Source organism: Tsukamurella conjunctivitidis, assembly GCF_007858475.1.
GTDB classification, from domain to species: domain Bacteria; phylum Actinomycetota; class Actinomycetes; order Mycobacteriales; family Mycobacteriaceae; genus Tsukamurella; species Tsukamurella conjunctivitidis.
Window position 1 is genome coordinate 66464 of the sequence record NZ_VIGX01000004.1, and the last position, 16277, is coordinate 82740.

The 16277-nt window shown below is 71.0% G+C and carries 17 protein-coding genes; 12 read left to right on the forward strand and 5 right to left on the reverse strand.

Annotated elements, in window-relative coordinates; all coding sequences use genetic code 11:
* The first annotated feature begins 13 nt into the window (after window positions 1-13).
* On the forward strand, window positions 14-1069 hold the full coding sequence (locus tag FK530_RS09390) for a polysaccharide deacetylase family protein (protein ID WP_146486757.1): 1056 nt from the start codon (window positions 14-16) through the stop codon (window positions 1067-1069).
* 66 nt (window positions 1070-1135) lie between these two features.
* On the opposite strand, the gene greA is transcribed toward FK530_RS09390, so the two are convergent.
* The 3 genes from greA to FK530_RS09405 all read right to left on the reverse strand — a co-directional run bounded on the left by greA (window position 1136) and on the right by FK530_RS09405 (window position 2986).
* Entirely contained in the window at window positions 1136-1630 is a 495-nt protein-coding gene (gene greA, locus FK530_RS09395; protein WP_146486758.1) for a transcription elongation factor GreA, read from the reverse strand.
* Between the two features lie 166 nt (window positions 1631-1796).
* Window positions 1797-2561 (reverse strand): queuosine precursor transporter, encoded by a 765-nt coding sequence (locus FK530_RS09400; RefSeq protein WP_231706566.1) that lies wholly within the window; start codon window positions 2559-2561, stop codon window positions 1797-1799.
* Window positions 2558-2986, reverse strand: a complete 429-nt coding sequence (locus tag FK530_RS09405; protein WP_146486759.1) for a DUF4307 domain-containing protein — start codon at window positions 2984-2986, stop codon at window positions 2558-2560. Before FK530_RS09405 ends, FK530_RS09400 begins: the two co-directional genes overlap by 4 nt.
* 61 nt (window positions 2987-3047) lie before the next feature.
* Between FK530_RS09405 and mca the strand changes: the two genes are divergently transcribed.
* The 3 genes from mca to FK530_RS09420 all read left to right on the forward strand — a co-directional run bounded on the left by mca (window position 3048) and on the right by FK530_RS09420 (window position 6277).
* A complete protein-coding gene (gene mca, locus FK530_RS09410; protein ID WP_146486760.1) occupies window positions 3048-3914 on the forward strand; it encodes a mycothiol conjugate amidase Mca in 867 nt (288 codons plus the stop codon).
* A complete protein-coding gene (locus tag FK530_RS09415; protein WP_231706567.1) occupies window positions 3914-4246 on the forward strand; it encodes a hypothetical protein in 333 nt (110 codons plus the stop codon). The genes mca and FK530_RS09415 overlap by 1 nt, the downstream gene beginning before the upstream one ends.
* Window positions 4247-4336: 90 nt before the next feature.
* Window positions 4337-6277: an ArnT family glycosyltransferase gene (locus tag FK530_RS09420; RefSeq protein WP_166443277.1), complete on the forward strand. Its 1941-nt coding sequence runs from the start codon at window positions 4337-4339 to the stop codon at window positions 6275-6277.
* A gap of 24 nt (window positions 6278-6301) precedes the next feature.
* Here FK530_RS09420 and FK530_RS09425 read toward each other — a convergent pair whose 3' ends face one another.
* Window positions 6302-6793 carry an SRPBCC family protein gene (locus FK530_RS09425; protein WP_146486762.1) on the reverse strand — a complete coding sequence of 164 codons (492 nt, stop codon included), beginning with the start codon at window positions 6791-6793 and terminating at the stop codon, window positions 6302-6304.
* 77 nt (window positions 6794-6870) lie between these two features.
* Here FK530_RS09425 and FK530_RS09430 point away from each other — a divergent pair, with 77 nt between their 5' ends.
* The 3 genes from FK530_RS09430 to FK530_RS09440 all read left to right on the forward strand — a co-directional run bounded on the left by FK530_RS09430 (window position 6871) and on the right by FK530_RS09440 (window position 10730).
* On the forward strand, window positions 6871-8841 hold the full coding sequence (locus FK530_RS09430) for a thioredoxin domain-containing protein (protein ID WP_146486763.1): 1971 nt from the start codon (window positions 6871-6873) through the stop codon (window positions 8839-8841).
* A 197-nt stretch (window positions 8842-9038) separates the two neighbouring features.
* Entirely contained in the window at window positions 9039-10097 is a 1059-nt protein-coding gene (locus tag FK530_RS09435) for a 3-deoxy-7-phosphoheptulonate synthase (protein ID WP_146486764.1), read from the forward strand.
* A 99-nt stretch (window positions 10098-10196) separates the two neighbouring features.
* The gene (locus tag FK530_RS09440; RefSeq protein WP_146486765.1) at window positions 10197-10730 is read left to right on the forward strand and encodes a DinB family protein; all 534 of its coding nucleotides are present in this window, start codon (window positions 10197-10199) and stop codon (window positions 10728-10730) included.
* On the opposite strand, the gene FK530_RS09445 is transcribed toward FK530_RS09440, so the two are convergent.
* Window positions 10645-11580: a DMT family transporter gene (locus FK530_RS09445; protein ID WP_146486993.1), complete on the reverse strand. Its 936-nt coding sequence runs from the start codon at window positions 11578-11580 to the stop codon at window positions 10645-10647. The genes FK530_RS09440 and FK530_RS09445 overlap by 86 nt on opposite strands.
* 131 nt (window positions 11581-11711) lie before the next feature.
* On the opposite strand from FK530_RS09445, the gene FK530_RS09450 reads away from it, so the two are divergent.
* From FK530_RS09450 to FK530_RS09470, 5 genes are all read left to right on the forward strand, one after another.
* Window positions 11712-12467, forward strand: coding sequence for an SDR family NAD(P)-dependent oxidoreductase (locus FK530_RS09450; RefSeq protein WP_146486766.1), 756 nt, complete (start codon window positions 11712-11714; stop codon window positions 12465-12467).
* A 143-nt stretch (window positions 12468-12610) separates the two neighbouring features.
* The gene (locus FK530_RS09455; RefSeq protein ID WP_146486767.1) at window positions 12611-13471 is read left to right on the forward strand and encodes an ABC transporter permease; all 861 of its coding nucleotides are present in this window, start codon (window positions 12611-12613) and stop codon (window positions 13469-13471) included.
* Window positions 13468-14526: a taurine ABC transporter substrate-binding protein gene (locus FK530_RS09460; protein ID WP_146486768.1), complete on the forward strand. Its 1059-nt coding sequence runs from the start codon at window positions 13468-13470 to the stop codon at window positions 14524-14526. The genes FK530_RS09455 and FK530_RS09460 overlap by 4 nt, the downstream gene beginning before the upstream one ends.
* Window positions 14523-15308 carry an ABC transporter ATP-binding protein gene (locus FK530_RS09465; RefSeq protein WP_146486769.1) on the forward strand — a complete coding sequence of 262 codons (786 nt, stop codon included), beginning with the start codon at window positions 14523-14525 and terminating at the stop codon, window positions 15306-15308. Before FK530_RS09460 ends, FK530_RS09465 begins: the two co-directional genes overlap by 4 nt.
* A gap of 72 nt (window positions 15309-15380) precedes the next feature.
* Window positions 15381-16181 carry an isoprenyl transferase gene (locus tag FK530_RS09470; protein WP_146486994.1) on the forward strand — a complete coding sequence of 267 codons (801 nt, stop codon included), beginning with the start codon at window positions 15381-15383 and terminating at the stop codon, window positions 16179-16181.
* Window positions 16182-16277: the final 96 nt, after the last annotated feature.

Consider the following 16277-nt stretch of genomic DNA (forward strand, 5'->3'; position numbering starts at 1 on the left):
CTGGAGTGAGTTCTTGAGGCCGAAGCAGAGCCGGAAGGTCCGCAACTACGCGGTCGCGGGGAGTGCCCTCGTGATCGCGGCTGCCGTCGCGGTCGGATGCGGCGTGACCGGCGGCGATCCGAGTCGTCTCGGGTCGAGCCTCACGTTCGACCCGCTGCCGTCGGCCCCGTCGGGCGCCTCCGCGACGCCGGGCGCCGGGGTCAACCCCGGGGCGCTGCCCGCGGGGCAGACCACCGCGCCGCCGTCGCCGCAGGCGCCGGCCACGATGACCGTCGTGGTGCCGCCGCCGAGCGCGCCCGCGAAGCCGCAGACCACCGTCGCCGGTCCTACCGCGCCCGCGGTGCCGCCCGCGCCGACCACGCCCGGAGGCGGCGACGCCGCGCACCGGGACGAAGGCGCACCGTCGGGCCAGGGCGGCGGGACCGCCGCCCCGCAGGCGGCGGCGAAGCCCGTGACCAAGCCCGTGTACCTGCCGGACGGCAGCGTCGACTGCGCGAAGAGCAAGTGCGTCGCGCTGACCTTCTCCGGCGGCCCGGGGCCCGCGACCAGGCAGTTCCTGCAGATCCTCGACAGCCACGGAGCGAAGGGCACGTTCTTCGTGACCGGTGCACAGGTCAATCTCAACCCCGATGTCATGACGGCGATCGCCGGCACCGGGAACGAGGTCGCCAACGGGACCTGGACTCAGCCCGACATGACGACGTTGTCGGAGAGCGACACCACGGCGCAGCTGCAGCAGACCAGCGACGCGATCCGCACCTCCGTGGGCAGCGCGCCCACGCTGTTCCGGCCGATGGGCGGTCACACGTCGCCGGCGGTCGTGGAGGCCGGGCAGCGGCTGGGCCTGACGCAGATCCTCTGGGACCTGGACTCGATGGATTACAACTACCAGGGCAACCCGGACGGCCTGACCCAGGTGTTGCTGAAGGTGAAGCCGGGGCAGATCGTCATGCTGCACGACACCTTCGTCTCCTCGGCCACCGCGCTGGATCGCACCATGACGCAGCTCGGCGACCAGGGGTACGCCTTCGTCACCGTCAGCCAGCTGTTGCGCAGCCGCGCCGGATGACCGGGTACCGATACGAGAAGCGGCCCGTCCCCCAGGGGGCGGGCCGCTTCTTCGTCGATCGAGCGGTCAGGAGTGGTACGGCTCCGCGCTGACCAGCGTCACCTTGACGACCGCGCCGCTGGGGATGGTGTACTCGCGCGACTCGCCGACCTTGGCGTCGATGAGCGCGGCACCGAGCGGCGAGCTCGGCGAGTAGACCTCGAGGCCGCCGTCCTGCGCGCCCTCCTCCCGGGTGGCGATGAGGAAGGTCTCGGTGTCCTTCTCGTCTCCGTCGTAGTACACCTTCACGACCGAGCCGGGCAGCGCGACACCCGACTGGGTGGGGGCCTCACCGACCTTGGCGTTGTTGAGGAGTTCCTGCAGCTGGCGGATGCGCGCCTCCTGCTGGCCCTGCTCCTCGCGCGCAGCGTGGTAGCCGCCGTTCTCCTTGAGATCGCCCTCTTCGCGACGCTCGTTGATCTCGGCGGCGATGACGGGGCGGTTGGCGATCAAGGCGTCCAACTCGTTCTTGAGGCGCTCGTGGGACTCGGGGGTCAACCACGTCACCTGAGTGTCCGTCATTTCGTTCGTCCTTCGTCGTAGTCGGCACGGCCCGCCGTGGATATCCCTCCCACAGCCGACCGGCCCCGGAACGGCGCCCGGGGCCCGTAAATGCAGCAATACACGGCCCCAAGCGGAACCGTGTATCCGCTGATTCTAGCATGGGAAACGGAATGGGGCATTCGGTTCAGGCGGCCAGTAGAGCCTGCTGGTAGGTGGGCTCGCGGCGCTTGAGGAAGGCGCAGAGCGCGTAGCTCAGGGGCATTATCACGATCTCGACCAGGGTCTTCCACACGAAACCGAGGATCAGGTAGTTGAGGAACTGCCCCGGGCTGGTGAAGCCCAGTGCGGGCGCGGCGATGGAGCAGAAGACCAGGGTGTCGAAGAACTCGCCGACCACGGTGGAGCCGAGCAGGCGCGACCAGAGGTGCTTCTCGCCCGTCCAGGCCTTCATCCGCACCAGGACCCACGAGTTCATGAATTCGCCCACGAGGTAGCCGGCCAGGCCTGCGATGAGGAAGCGGGGCACCACGCCGGCGACGGTCTTGAAGGCCTCGTCGTTGGGCCAGCCGGGCGCGGGCGGCAGCAGGGTGGTGATCCAGAAGCACAGCGCCGCGAGGGCGAGGATCGCGAATCCGGTGAGGATCACGCGGCGCATGGCCCGGAAGCCGTAGACCTCGGAGATCACGTCGCCGAGGACGTAGGCGAGGGGGAAGAGGTAGAAGGCGCCGTCGGTGGCGATGCCGTCGACCTGGAGGCCGAGGATCTCGAAGTGCAGCGACGGGGCGAACAGCACGGCCTTGGTGCCCGTGATGTTGCTGATGATCATGACGCCGACGAAGAGGCCGACGAGCATGGGGAAGTAGTAGCTCGAGACGGTGGCGAAGGCCGGCCGCGCGCGCACGCGGGCCGGCTGCCCAGAGACCGGGGTGGGGGAGTTGTCAGTGCTCACGCACGGTCAAGATACGCGGGCACGTTCGTCCCGCAACCGAAGACGTCGCCCACGGCGGGCGGTTCGGTGGTGCGCACCTCGCTGCTGACCACGACGACGGGGTCCGGCGACGGGGCCACGTAGAACTCGCGCCGGCCGATCTCGTCGCCCGCCTTGTTCTTGGCGTACACGATGCAGCTGACCGCCTGCTGCGGATCGGTCCGGGTGACGGTGACCTGCACGTCCACCGCGGAATCGGACAGCACCTGGTAGCCCGCGGTCTCGCCGGTGACCGGCTGCCGGGAGAACTTCTGGTAGCCCAGCCACGCGAGCCCGACGCCCAGGATCACGACCACGACCAGTCCGATGATGCCGATGCGCCGGGCGCGCGCGGGATCGCGCTCGTCGGGGTAGCGATCGGAAGGTCGGACGGGGGCGGTCGGCATGCTTCCATCGAAGCACACCCGGCGCGGCGTGCCGTCGGCCGATCGTGGAACACTGGGGGTCATGACCGGATACCGCCTCCTCGCCGTTCACGCGCACCCGGACGACGAGTCGAGCAAGGGCGCCGCGACGATGGCGCGGTACGCGGCCGAGGGGAACGACGTGCTGGTCGCGACGTTCACGGGCGGCGAACGGGGTGACATCCTCAATCCCGCGATGGACGTCGCGGGCGTCCAGGACCGGCTGCCCGAGGTGCGGCGCGAGGAGATGGCCAAGGCCGCAGCGATCCTCGGTGTCGAGCACCGCTGGCTCGGTTTCGTCGACTCGGGCCTGCCCGAGGGCGACCCGCTGCCGCCGCTCCCCGAGGGATGCTTCGCGCTGGAGCCCGTCGAGGTGCCGACCGAGACGCTCGTGCGCCTGATCCGCGAGTTCCGCCCGCACGTGATGATCACGTACGACGAGAACGGCGGCTACCCGCATCCGGACCACATCATGACCCACACCGTCTCGATGGCGGCGTACGAGGCGGCGGCGGATCCCGAGCAGTTCCCCGACGCGGGCGAGCCCTGGCAGATCTCGAAGGTCTACTACAGCCACGGCTTCCTCCGCGGCAAGTTCCAGGCCTTTGCGGACGAGTTCGAGAAGCACGGCCTCGAGAACCCCTACACCGAGTGGCTCGCCCGGTGGAAGGACGAGAAGAACGACATGATGGCCCGCGTGACCACACAGGTCGAGTGCGGCGAGTACTTCCCCGTCCGGGACGACGCCCTCCGCGCGCACGCCACCCAGATCGACCCCAACGGCCCCTTCTTCGCGGTGCCGATGGAATGGCAGCAGCGGCTGTGGCCGACCGAGGAGTACGAGTTGGCGAAGACCACGGTGAGCAGCAGGATGCCCGAGAAGGACCTGTTCAGCGGGATCGAGAAGTGATGAGTCCCCTCCTTCAACTGGCCGGCGACATCGCGATCCTCGCGCAGGACCCGCAGAAGCCCAAGGGGCCGGAGTTCGGCAAGTCCGGGCCCCTCGGCCTCGCCGTGATCGTCGCGCTCCTCGCCGTGACCTTCCTGCTCATCCGGTCGATGAACAAGCACGTCAAGAACCTCCCCGCGTCGTTCGACGACGAGGCGCCCGGCGAGGGCGACGAGGCGGGCGGCACCGAACACGGTGCGATCGACCACGGCGTCGACGGTGCCTCCCCGGCCACGGGCGACGGCGGACCGTCGGGCGGATCCGACGGCGACGGGGCCGACCGGCCCCGCTAGGCGACCCGCCACCGTAGGGCTCACAGCGACCTCCCAGGCGTAGCGGCACGACCGTCCAGTTCCGCCCGCGAGGGTGGTGCCGTGAAGTACATGACTCCACGGCGCTGCGCCGTGACCGCCCTGCTCGCCGCTACGGCGCTGCTCTACTGCTGGAACCTGTCGGTCAACGGCTACGGCAACGACTTCTACGCCGCCGCGGCGCAGGCGGGCGGGCTGAGCTGGAAGGCCTGGCTGTTCGGCTCGCTCGACCCGGGCAACGTCATCACGGTCGACAAGCCGCCCGCAGCGCTGTGGGTGACGGGCCTGTTCGTCCGCGTCTTCGGTCTCTCGCCGTGGTCGGTCCTGGTGCCGCAGGCGCTGATGGGCGTCGGCACCGTCGGGCTGGTCTATCTGACGACCCGGCGGCTGCTCGCCTCGCTCCCGGAACGGATCGCGACGGGCGGGGCGCTGCTCGCGGGCGCCGCGTGCGCGCTGACCCCGGCCGCGGTCCTGATCTTCCGGTTCAACAACCCCGACGCCCTGCTGGTGCTGCTCATGACCGCAGCGGCGTACTGCACCGTTCGGGCGTGCCGGGCGGCGTCGTGGCGGTGGCTCGTGGCGTGCGGCGTGCTCCTCGGCTTCGCCTTCCTCACCAAGATGCTGCAGGGGCTGCTGGTGCTTCCCGGCTTCGGCCTGGCCTACCTGCTGTTCGCGCAGGCCTCCTGGCTGCGCAGGGCGCGGGACCTGGCGCTGGGCGTCGTGGCCGTGGTGGTCTCGTCCGGGTGGTACGTGCTGCTCACCGTGGTGTGGCCCGCGTCGTCGCGCCCGTACATCGGCGGGTCGAAGGACGGGACGTTCATGGACCTCGTGCTCGGCTACAACGGGCTGGCGCGGATCGTCGGCACCAGCGGGGGCTCCGATTCCGGCGGGTTCGGCGGGGGCGGGCCGGGCGGTGACGCCGCCACGGGCACGTCCTTCGGTGGCACCCCGAGTCTCGCGCGACTGTTCAGCAACGAGTTCGGCAACGAGATCTCCTGGTTGCTTCCCGCGGCGCTGCTCGTGCTGGTGATCGGCGTCGTGCTGGTCGCGCGCCGGCGCCTCGAGCGGGACCTGGCGCTGGGGCTGACCGTGTTCGGGTCATGGCTGGTGGTGACCGGGGTGGTCTTCTCGTTCATGAGTGGCACGGTGCACCCGTACTACACCGTGGCGCTCGCGCCGGCGATCGCGGTGCTGGTGGGCGGCGGTGCGGCCGTCGCGTGGAGTCGAAGGTCGACGGTGCCGGGCACCCTCGCTCTCGTCGGTCTGGTCGTGACCTCCGGTGGGTGGGGCGTGATCCGGGCGTGGCGGACGGGCTACGCCTGGCCGGCGATCGGGATCGTCGTGGGTGTGCTGGCGGTGGCGGCGGTCGTCGCGCTGCTCGTCACCCGCCGAGGTGGCCGACGGGCCGTCGCCGCCGCGCTTGTGCTCGCGCTCCTCGCGGGCGGCGCCGCGACCGCGGCCTTCGCCGTCTCGACGGCGGGCACCGCACACAGCGGCGGCGTCCCGACGGCGGTGAGGACCGCGAAGTCCGGCAGCGGGTTCGGCGGCGGTCCCGGTGGCGGTCGCGACGATCGAGGGGGACGCGCGGGGCCCGCCACGGGGGCCGGCGCCGCGTCCAGCGGCGCACCGTCGGCCGACGGACGCCCGGAGGCGACCGCGGGCGGCGCGGGTGGGCCCGGGGGCGAGAACAGGTCCGACGCGGAACTCGTCGCTCTGCTCAAGGGGACCACCACGCAGTGGGCGGCCGCCGTGAACGGCGCGCAGAGCCAGGGCTCGCTCCAACTGAACTCCGGGCGGCCCGTGATCGCGATCGGCGGCTTCAGCGGCTCGGATCCCGCGCCCACGCTGGCCCGGTTCCAGCAGTGGGTGAAGGACGGGAAGGTCTCGTACTACGTCTCGTCCAGCGGCTTCGGCCCCGGCCGCGGGGAGAAGTCCGAGATCCAGAGCTGGGTCGAGAAGAACTTCACCGCCACCACGGTCGGGAGCGCGACGGTCTACGCACTCACGACCTAGCCGCCGGTGCCGCCCGCGACCGGCTCAGGCCGTGTCGTCGCGGACGTCCCTGCCGTCCTCGGCGAAGGCCTTGAAGTCCTCCATGTGCTGAAGCTGCTGCGTGCGGAAGGCGCCGGGCAGGAGCAGGGCCATCAGCCGCGTGAGGGGATTGCGGAACCGGTACTCGTTCTCGCTCACCCACAGCGTCCGGCCCGGACCGGCGTCGGTCAGCCGTTCGCGGGCGGCGTTCCACATGCCCGCGCCGACGATCTCCCGCTCGAATCGCACGACGGCCCCGTGCGGGATCGCGTCCAGGTCCTGCGGTTCGCGTCGGGTGATCGTCTCCGTGACCTCCATGGTGCGCTTCCCCGACCGGAGAACGACGCGCGAGACGGTGCCGACCTCGCCGTGCACCCCGCGCACAGGTTCGTGGACGACCATGCCGCGCAGCCAGTACGGCAGCAGGGCGGCATCGGCGAGCGACCGCGCCACCTGCTCGAGCGGCAGGTCGATCTCGATCGACGTCGTGCACTGCATGCCTCGAACGGTAGCGGCGACGGGCGGGGCCCGTCGAGCACGGAGCCGCCGTCGCCGCTCTGAGGCAGGATGGGGACATGAACCGTCTCGGCGCGTCCACCAGCCCGTACCTGCGCCAGCACGCGGACAACCCGGTGCACTGGCAGGAGTGGTCGGAGGCGCCGCTGGCGGAGGCCGCCGAGCGCGACGTGCCGATCCTGCTGTCCATCGGCTACGCGGCGTGCCACTGGTGCCACGTGATGGCGCACGAGTCCTTCGAGAACGAGGCCATCGCGGAACAGATGAACGCGGGCTTCGTCTGCATCAAGGTCGACCGCGAGGAGCGCCCCGACCTCGACGCGATCTACATGAACGCCACCGTCGCCATGACCGGCCAGGGCGGTTGGCCCATGACCTGCTTCCTCACCCCGTCCGGCGAGCCCTTCTACTGCGGCACCTACTACCCGCCCGAGCCGCGGAACGGCCAGGCGAGCTTCCCGCAGCTCCTGGAGGCCATCACCGCCACCTGGCGCGACCGGCGCGACGAGGTCGGCCGCGTCTCCGGGCAGGTGGCCGCGCACCTGCGGCAGTCCTCGGCCGGCCTGCCCGACGGTGCCGCCCCCTCGGCCGAGGACCTGTCCGGCGCGGTGCGCGCGATCTGCGCCGACGAGGACCCGTCGGGCGGCTTCGGCCGCGCCCCGAAGTTCCCGCCGTCGGCGACGGTCGAGGCCCTGCTGCGGCACCACGAGCGCACCGGTGATCCGGCCTCCTACGGCGTGGCGCTGCGCTGCGCCGAGGCGATGGCGCGCGGCGGCATCTACGACCAGCTGGGTGGTGGCTTCGCCCGGTACGCCGTGGACGCCGACTGGGTGGTGCCGCACTTCGAGAAGATGTTGTACGACAACGCGCTTCTGCTCCGCTTCTACGCACACCTCGGCCGGCGCACCGGATCGCCGCTGGCACTGCGCGTCGCCGACGAGACCGCCGACTTCCTGATCCGGGACCTCGGGGTCGAGGGCGGCGGGCTGGCCTCGTCGCTCGACGCGGACACCGTGGTCGACGGCCACGGCGAGGAGGGCGCCACGTACGTGTGGACCCCGGAGCAACTCGTCGAAGCGCTCGGCGAGGCCGACGGGGCCTGGGCCGCCGAGGTCTTCGCGGTCACCCCGGGCGGCACCTTCGAGCACGGGACATCGGTGCTGCAGCTGCACGGCGAACCCGATCCGGTGCGGCTCGCCGACGTGCGGCGGCGCCTCTTCGAAACGCGTTCGCGCCGAGCGCAACCGGGGCGCGACGACAAGGTCGTCACCGTGTGGAACGGCCTCGCGATCACCGCGCTCGCGGAGTCGGGCCGGGTCGACGAGGCCGAGGCGGTCGCGCGATACGTCCTCGGAACCCATTGGGACGGCGAGCGACTGCGCCGCAGCTCACTCGCGGGTGCGGTCGGTGAGGCCGACGGGATGCTGGAGGACTACGCCGCGCTGGTCACCGGACTGTTGGCGCTCTTGCAGCGGGTGGGTGGAACCGAGTGGGACGCAGCCGCTGCGGCGATCCTGGACGTGGCGATCACCCGCTTCGCCGACCCGGGGGAGGCCGGTAGCTGGTACGACGCACCGTCGGACGGGGAGCGGCTGCTGACCCGTCCCCGCGATCCGGCGGACGGCGCGACCCCGGCCGGCGCGAGCCTGATGGCGGAAGCGCTCACCTACGCGGAGGCACTGCTCGGCGAGCGCTACGCGGCGCTCGCCGCGGCGACCCGTGCGCGCTCGGGCGAGCTGATCCGGCGCGTGCCGCGCGGCGCGGGGCATCACCTCGCGGTCGCGGAGCAGGCGGCGGCGGGACTGCAGATCGCCGTCGCCGACGGTGCGGGCGCGGCCGCGCTCGTCGCGGAGGCGCGGCGGCTGGCCCCGGGCGGCGCGGTAGTCATTGCCGGAGCTAAAGATTCGCATCCGCTGCTGGAGGGGCGCGGGCCGGTCGGAGACCGGGCGGCGGCGTACGTCTGCCGCGGTTCCGTGTGCTCGCTGCCGGTCGTCGACGGTGAGACGCTCGCCACAGAATTGGCGCGCTAAGGATGTGCTAACGTCTGTCTCGTGGGTATGAACGCGTATTGGCGCTTTACCGAGGCTCCGGGTGGAGCCTGCGGTGGTGCGCGCCTGCGCGGATAGAACTACACCGCACGAACCCGGAGCCGAAGGCAGCGATATCTCGCTGCCTTTTTCTATAGGCACCGGACGTTCCCACTGGTGCCACCACCAGGAAGGTTGACATGACCATCGAGCTCGATACACCGGCGTCCACATCGAACCGTCGGGTCTCGGCGTTCCACGCGATCCCCTCGCCCGCGCAGCTGCGCGACGAGCTTCCGCTCGCACCCCGTCTGGCCGCGCAGGTCGAGGCCGACCGCGCCGCCGTCGCCGACGTGATCGCGGGCCGTGACCAGCGACTCCTCGTCGTCGTGGGGCCCTGCTCCGTGCACGACCCCGAGGCCGCGCTCGACTACGCCCGCCGGCTCAAGCCGATCGCCGACGAGCTGGCCGACGAGCTGCTCATCGTGATGCGGGTGTACTTCGAGAAGCCGCGCACCACGGTCGGGTGGAAGGGCCTCATCAACGACCCCGGCATGGACGAGAGCTACGACGTCCCGCGCGGCCTGCGTGTCGCGCGGCAGCTGCTCCTCGACATCCTCGAGATCGGGTTGCCCGTGGGGTGCGAGTTCCTCGAGCCGACGAGTCCGCAGTACATCGCCGACACCGTCGCCTGGGGCGCGATCGGCGCACGCACCACGGAGTCGCAGGTGCACCGCCAGCTCGCCTCCGGGCTGTCGATGCCGATCGGCTTCAAGAACGCCACCGACGGCAACGTCTCCGTCGCGATCGACGGGGTACAGGCCGCGGCCGCGCGGCATGTCTTCTTCGGCACCGACGACGACGGCGCCGCCGCCGTGGTCGAGACCGTGGGCAACGACAACTGTCACGTCATCCTCCGTGGGGGCCGCGGCGGGCCGAACTTCGACGTCGACTCGGTCTCCGCCGCCGTCGGCGCGTTGGAGAAGGCGGGCCTCGCACCGTCGGTGATGGTGGACTGCTCGCACGCGAACTCCGGCAAGGACCATGTGCGCCAGGCCGAGGTCGCGCGGGAGATCGCGGGTCGCCTCGCCGACGGCTCGACGGGGATCTCCGGCGTCATGCTCGAGTCCTTCCTCGTCGCGGGCGCGCAGAAGCCCGGTCCCGGACCGCTGCTGTACGGCCAGTCCGTGACCGACAAGTGCATGGACTTCGGCACGACCGACACCGTGCTGCGCGACCTGGCTGCCGCGCTGCGCTGAGCCGCGTCCCGAAACTCGGGTTCTACGGGCATCCGAGACGGGATTCGGCGGCGAGCCGCCGCAATCCCGGAGATTCGGGACGGGAGTAGGTTGATCGTCGTGGCGATCACACCGGACACCAAGGACTGGACCTGGGTCATCGAGCGGTCCTGTGCGGACTGCGGATTCGATCCGTCGACCGTGCGACGCGCCGATATCGCCGACCGCATCGCGCGGTCGGCGATCGGCTGGGACGCCGCCCTGGCGAGGCCGGACGCGACGGTGCGCCCGGACGAGCGGACGTGGTCGGTGCTCGAATACGGCTGCCACCTGCGCGACGTGCACCGCATCATGCGCGAACGCCTGCAGCTGATGCTGGCGCGCGACGGCGCCGCCTTCGCGAACTGGGATCAGGACGCGACGGCGATCGAAGACGCCTACGCCGAGCAGGACCCGGGTGTCGTCGCCGGCGAGTTGGCACGGGAGGCGGCGGACTTCGCCGCGGCGTACCGCGCTGTCGGCGACGAGGACTGGGCGCGGACGGGCCTGCGCTCCAACGGCTCCGCGTTCACCGTGGAGTCGTTCGCGGTCTACGCGCTGCACGATCTGGAACACCATCGGGTGGACGTGGGGCTCGCCCCCCGCGTCGGCTGAGCACGATCCCCGCGAGGACGACGAGGCCACCCACGGGCTGGTGCCACGCCGGTCGCTCGCCGAGCACGGCGACGCCGAGGAGCACGCCCACGACCGGCGTCAGGTAGGTCACCGACGCCGCCGCGGCGGCGCCCCACGCCGCCACGATGTTCGTGTTCCACAGGTACGCCAGTCCCGTCCCGAAGGCGCCGAGGGCCAGCATCGCCAGCGCCACCCGCGGGGTCGCCGTCGCCGCGTGCCGGTCCACGGCGAGTGCGCACACGTCGATCACGAACGCGCCGATACCCACCTGGTACAACGCCACCGACGGTGCGGGCAGCGCGAGCGGCGTGACGAACCGCCGTAGGTGGACGAAGGCGACCCCGTAGCTCGCGGTCGCCGCCAGGCAGGCGAGCTGCCCCGCGGCCGAACCCGCTGCCCCCGATGCCCACGGGGCGAGGACGAGCAGCACGCCGGCGAACCCGACCCCGAGCCCCGCGAGCTGATTCCGTGTCGGCCGCTCGGAACGGAGCGCCACGCAGGTGACCAGCACTGTCATCAGCGGCGTCGTCGCGTTGATGATGCTGGCGAGCCCCGAGTCGATCCGCTGCTCCGCCCACCCGAACAGCGTGAACGGGATGACGCACAGCGTCAGCGAGACGACGGCGATGTGCGCCACGGCGCGCGGGTCGCGGATCAAAGGCGCGCGCACGGCGATCGCGACCCCGGCGAGGACGACCGCGCCGATGGTCATCCGAGCGGCGGTGACCTGCACGGGGGACAGGCCGGCGAGGCCCTCCTTGATGAACAGGAAGCTGGAGCCCCACGCGAGAGCGAGGGCCGCGAACTGCAGTGAAACGGTGCGCACCAGATGATCCCACCGCCCGCGGCGGCGCGGCGCTGGCGGGAATCGGCCGGGTCGCTCGGCCTCGGCCCGACGGTCCGCGGTGCGCGGCGATACGGTGAGGACCCACCGTCCCGATCGAGAAACCAGGAGCAACCATGGCCGAAGTCGCCGTCGTCACCGGAGCGAGCAGCGGGATCGGGGCCGCCACGGCGCGGCATCTGGTGCGCGCCGGATTCGACGTGGTCATCGGCGCCCGCCGCGTGGACCGGCTGGAGGCGCTGAAGGCCGACCTCGAGGCCCAGCACCCCGAGCGGATCGTCACTGCGCTGCCGCTCGACGTCTCCGACGCCGCCTCGGTGCGGGCCTTCGCCGACGCCATCGAGAAGGTTGACGTGCTGGTCAACAACGCCGGCGGTGCGCTGGGCGTGGACCGCATCGAGACCGCGGACGAGGCCGACTGGTCGCGGATGTACGACATCAACGTGCTGTCTATCCTGCGCGTCACCCAGGCACTGCTGCCCAAGCTGCGGGCGTCGCCCGCAGCCAGTGTCGTGACCATCGGCTCCGTCGCCGCGATCGAGGCCTACGAGACCGGCGCGGGGTACAACGCCGCGAAGTTCGGTGCCCGCGCGGTGACGCGCGTGTTGCGCCTCGAGCTCAAGGGCGAGCCGATCCGCGTCATCGAGATCGACCCCGGCATGGTGGAGACGGAGTTCTCGCTCGTCCGCCTCGGCGGCGATCAGGACGCGGCCGACAGGATCTACGACGGCGTCGACAACCTCACCGCCGACGACATCGCCGACGCCGTGACCTGGACCGTCACCCGGCCGCCGCACGTGAACATCGACACGATTCAGATCATGCCCCGCGATCAGGTGGCCGCTCGCAACGTGCACCGGCGGACCGTCTGAGCCACCTCGGTCGCCCCTCGGCAGGCGGCCGCCCGCAGAGTCCGCGTACCTAACGATCACCGCGATTCGAACGGTTCCGATGCGGACCGCCGCCTGGCAAGGTTTCCTGTTCGTGTGCCCACTGGGGCGCCGGAGAGGAATTCATGGCCGGAGAGCCCCCGCTTCTGAGGGTGAAGAACGCCGTCATCGAACCGCTGCCGCAGGCGGTCAGGTCGTGGCTCGTCCGCATCATCGCGCTGATCGCCTTCGTCGCCGTGTGGTGGCTGGTGAGCGGGCTGCGGCTGATCGACGAGACCTTCCTGCCCACGCCGAAGGCCGTGTGGGACGCCGCCGTGCGCGCCAGCACGTGGCACCAGGTGGCTCCGGGGGTTCCGCGCGAAGTGCTCGGCGAACAGAACTACTTCCTGTGGGAGCATCTCGTCGCCAGCCTGCAGCGGATCTTCGCGGGCGTCGGCGCGGCGATCATCGTCGGGCCGCTGCTGGGCTTCGCGATGGGCACCTCGACGACGATCAACACGATCATCGAGCCCTACCTCAACTTCCTGCGCGCGCTGCCGCCGCTGGGCTACATCGGCCTCCTCATCGTGTGGTTCGGTATCGGTGACACCAGCAAGATCTGGCTGCTCTTCCTCGCCGCCTTCCCGGCCATCGCGATCTCCACCGTGAACGGCGTGCAGGGCGTGAGCGTCGACCAGATCAACGCCGCCCGCGCGCTCGGCGCGAACCGGCTGCAGACCATCCGCGGCGTGATCGTCCCGGCCACGCTGCCCGAGGTCATCAACGGCATCCGGATCGCCGTCGGCTTCGCCTGGACCACCGTCGTCGCGGCGGAGCTCAACAACGGCATCCCCGGCGTCGGCGGCCTCGCCTACCTCGCCGGCCAGCAGCTCAACACCCCGCTCACCATCGCCTGCATCATCGTCATCGGTGTCACCGCGTTGCTCCTGGACTCGCTCATCAAGTGGATCGGTCTGCTGGCCGTCCCGTGGAAGGGGAAGGCATGAACCGCCTCACGCGCCTGGCGCGCACCGCGCTCGCCGTGGGCGCCGTCGGCCTCACGCTGTCCGGCTGCATCGTCGAATCCGGCCGGGCCGAGCAGTCCCGCTCCATCGGCGGCACGACGGCGTGCCCCGTCGACCCGGACCCGACGGTCCGCGGCACCGTCCGGATCGGCTGGCAGGAGATCCCGAACGGCGACCTCGTCGTCAAGGACACCGGCCTGCTCCGGACCTGCCTGCCCAACGTGAACATCGTGTGGAGCAAGTTCGCCTCGGGCGGCGACGTGATCCAGGCCTTCGGCGCCAACAGCCTGGACGTGGGCCTGCTCGGCAGCGCGCCCGCCGCCAAGGCGCTGAGCGCCCCGCTCAACATCGACATGAAGGTGATCTGGGTCCAGGACCGGATCGGCGCCGCCGAGTCGCTCGTCGCCCGCGGCGACGGGATCAAGACCGTCGCCGACCTCAGGGGCAAGCGGATCGCCGTGCCCTTCGCGTCCACCGCGCACTACAGCCTGCTCACCGCCCTGGAGAAGGCCGGCGTCACCGACGCGCAGGTCATCAACCTCGCCCCCGACGCCATCCGCGGAGCCTGGAACGGCGGGCAGATCGACGCCACCTACATCTGGGAGCCCACCCTGAGCCAGCTCAAGGGGACGGTGCTCACCGACAGCGCGAAGGTCGCCGAACAGGGTGCACCCACCTACGACCTCGAGGGCGCGCGCAGCGACTTCGTGCGCGACAACCCGGCCTTCCTCAAGGTCTGGAGCGCCGCGCAGGGGTGGGCCGCGAATCTGCTCAACACCGATCCGAACAAGGCCGCCGAGCACATCGCCGGCCAGCTCGGCGTCCCGGTGGACCAGGTGCTCACCCAGATCAAGGGCTACGCGTACTTCGACGCGAAGACCCAGGCTGGCCCCGATCACCTCGGCGGACAGCTCGGCGCCGACATCCGCCGGACCGCCGAGTTCCTGCTCCAGCAGGGACAGGTCCAGGGCGTGGGCCCGGCGCAGCACTACACGGACGGCGTCTACGCCGCTGGAGCACAGGGAGCGGCAGGATGAGCGGCACGGAACGCGTCGAGCTGACGGGGCTCGGCAAGACGTACGACACGGCGAGCGGGCAGACCGTCGCACTGCAGCCCACCGACCTGACGATCGAGCCGGGCGAGTTCGTCTCCATCGTCGGGCCCTCGGGGTGCGGTAAGACGACGCTGCTCCGACTCATCGCCGGCTTCGAGGAGCCGAGCGAGGGGATCGTCGAGGTGGGCGGCGCGCGGGTCACGGCACCGTCGGCCGACCGGGGCGTGGTCTTCCAGGCCCCCACCCTGTATCCCTGGTTGACGGTGCGGGGCAACGTGGAGTTCGGCCCCAAGGTGAGCGGGGTGGGCAAGAACGAACGGCGCGAGCAGGCGCAGAAGCTGCTCGACCTCGTGGGCCTCGGCGACTTCGGGGACAAGCGGCCGTACGAACTCTCCGGCGGCATGCAGCAGCGTGCGCAGATCGCCCGCGTCCTGGTGAACGACCCCGCGATCGTGCTCATGGACGAGCCCTACGGCGCGCTGGACGCCCTGACCCGAGAGCGGTTGCAGGTCGACCTCCTCAAGATCTGGAGGGAGGCGGGCAAGACGATCGTCTTCATCACGCACTCGGTCGAGGAGGCGGTCTTCCTCTCGACGCGGGTGCTCGTGATGAGCGCCCGGCCCGGCCGCGTAGTGATCGACCGCGAGGTGAAGCTGCCGGGGGACGGACCCGACACGGTGCGCGACCCGTCGGTGACCGGTACGCCCGAGTTCCAAGCCCTGCGTACGGAGCTCGCCGCCGCGATCTACGCAGCGCACGGGTGAACCTCAGCGGGAGCACAGGTCGCGCGGCGTAGTGTTGCTGCCGTGGTGAGTGCCCCCAAACTACCCGTGTCGCTGCCGACCGGGCCGGCCCGGAAGCTATTCTCGCCGGCCTACGCGCTCTACGAGCGGAGGCTGGTGGGTGAGCTCACCGCTGCCTATCGCGACGGTGCGCAGCGGCCGCGGCACGTGGCGGTGCTCTGCGACGGCAATCGACGGTGGGCCCGGGCCGCCGGGTTCAGCGACGTCAGCCACGGCTACCGCATGGGCGCGAAGAAGATCGCCGAGATGCTCGAGTGGTGCGACGAGGCCGGCATCGAGCTCGCCACCATCTACCTGCTCTCGACGGAGAACCTGCAGCGCGACCCGGACGAGCTGGCGGCGCTCCTGGAGATCATCACCGATGTGGTCGAGGAGATCTCCGGGCCGGACAAGAACTGGTCGGTGAAGATCGTCGGCGCGATGGACCTGCTGCCGCCCGACGCCGCGCGCCGGCTCACCGCCGCCGCCGAGGGCACCGAGGGACGCACGGGCACGCACGTCAACGTGGCCGTCGGGTACGGGGGCCGCAAGGAGATCGTCGACGCCGTGCAATCGCTGTTGCGCACCGAACTCGCCGACGGGATGTCGGGGCAGGAGCTCGTGGACGCGGTCACCGTCGAGGGGATCGACCAGCACCTGTACACCAAGGGGCAGCCCGATCCCGACCTCGTCATCCGCACGTCGGGGGAGCAGCGGCTCTCCGGCTTCCTGCTCTGGCAGAGCGCCTACAGCGAGATCTGGTTCACCGAGGCCTACTGGCCCGAGTTCCGCCGCGTCGACTTCCTGCGCGCGCTGCGCGACTACGCCGCCCGGCACCGTCGTTTCGGAGCCTGATTCCGCCACCCACCTGCGCGCATCGACCGTGTGAGGGGCGATCGCAGAATTTCTATCACCGAACCCTGGTGATGCGCGCCACACGTTGATACGATT

Coding starts and splice junctions, on each gene's coding strand:
- FK530_RS09430 (WP_146486763.1), top strand. CDS start 6,871: ATGAACCGTCTCGGCGCGTCCACCAGCCCGTACCTGCGCCAGCACGCG.
- mca (WP_146486760.1), top strand. CDS start 3,048: ATGACCGGATACCGCCTCCTCGCCGTTCACGCGCACCCGGACGACGAG.
- greA (WP_146486758.1), bottom strand. CDS start 1,630: ATGACGGACACTCAGGTGACGTGGTTGACCCCCGAGTCCCACGAGCGC.
- FK530_RS09450 (WP_146486766.1), top strand. CDS start 11,712: ATGGCCGAAGTCGCCGTCGTCACCGGAGCGAGCAGCGGGATCGGGGCC.
- FK530_RS09405 (WP_146486759.1), bottom strand. CDS start 2,986: ATGCCGACCGCCCCCGTCCGACCTTCCGATCGCTACCCCGACGAGCGC.
- FK530_RS09455 (WP_146486767.1), top strand. CDS start 12,611: ATGGCCGGAGAGCCCCCGCTTCTGAGGGTGAAGAACGCCGTCATCGAA.
- FK530_RS09435 (WP_146486764.1), top strand. CDS start 9,039: ATGACCATCGAGCTCGATACACCGGCGTCCACATCGAACCGTCGGGTC.
- FK530_RS09415 (WP_231706567.1), top strand. CDS start 3,914: ATGAGTCCCCTCCTTCAACTGGCCGGCGACATCGCGATCCTCGCGCAG.
- FK530_RS09425 (WP_146486762.1), bottom strand. CDS start 6,793: ATGCAGTGCACGACGTCGATCGAGATCGACCTGCCGCTCGAGCAGGTG.
- FK530_RS09420 (WP_166443277.1), top strand. CDS start 4,337: ATGACTCCACGGCGCTGCGCCGTGACCGCCCTGCTCGCCGCTACGGCG.
- FK530_RS09465 (WP_146486769.1), top strand. CDS start 14,523: ATGAGCGGCACGGAACGCGTCGAGCTGACGGGGCTCGGCAAGACGTAC.
- FK530_RS09460 (WP_146486768.1), top strand. CDS start 13,468: ATGAACCGCCTCACGCGCCTGGCGCGCACCGCGCTCGCCGTGGGCGCC.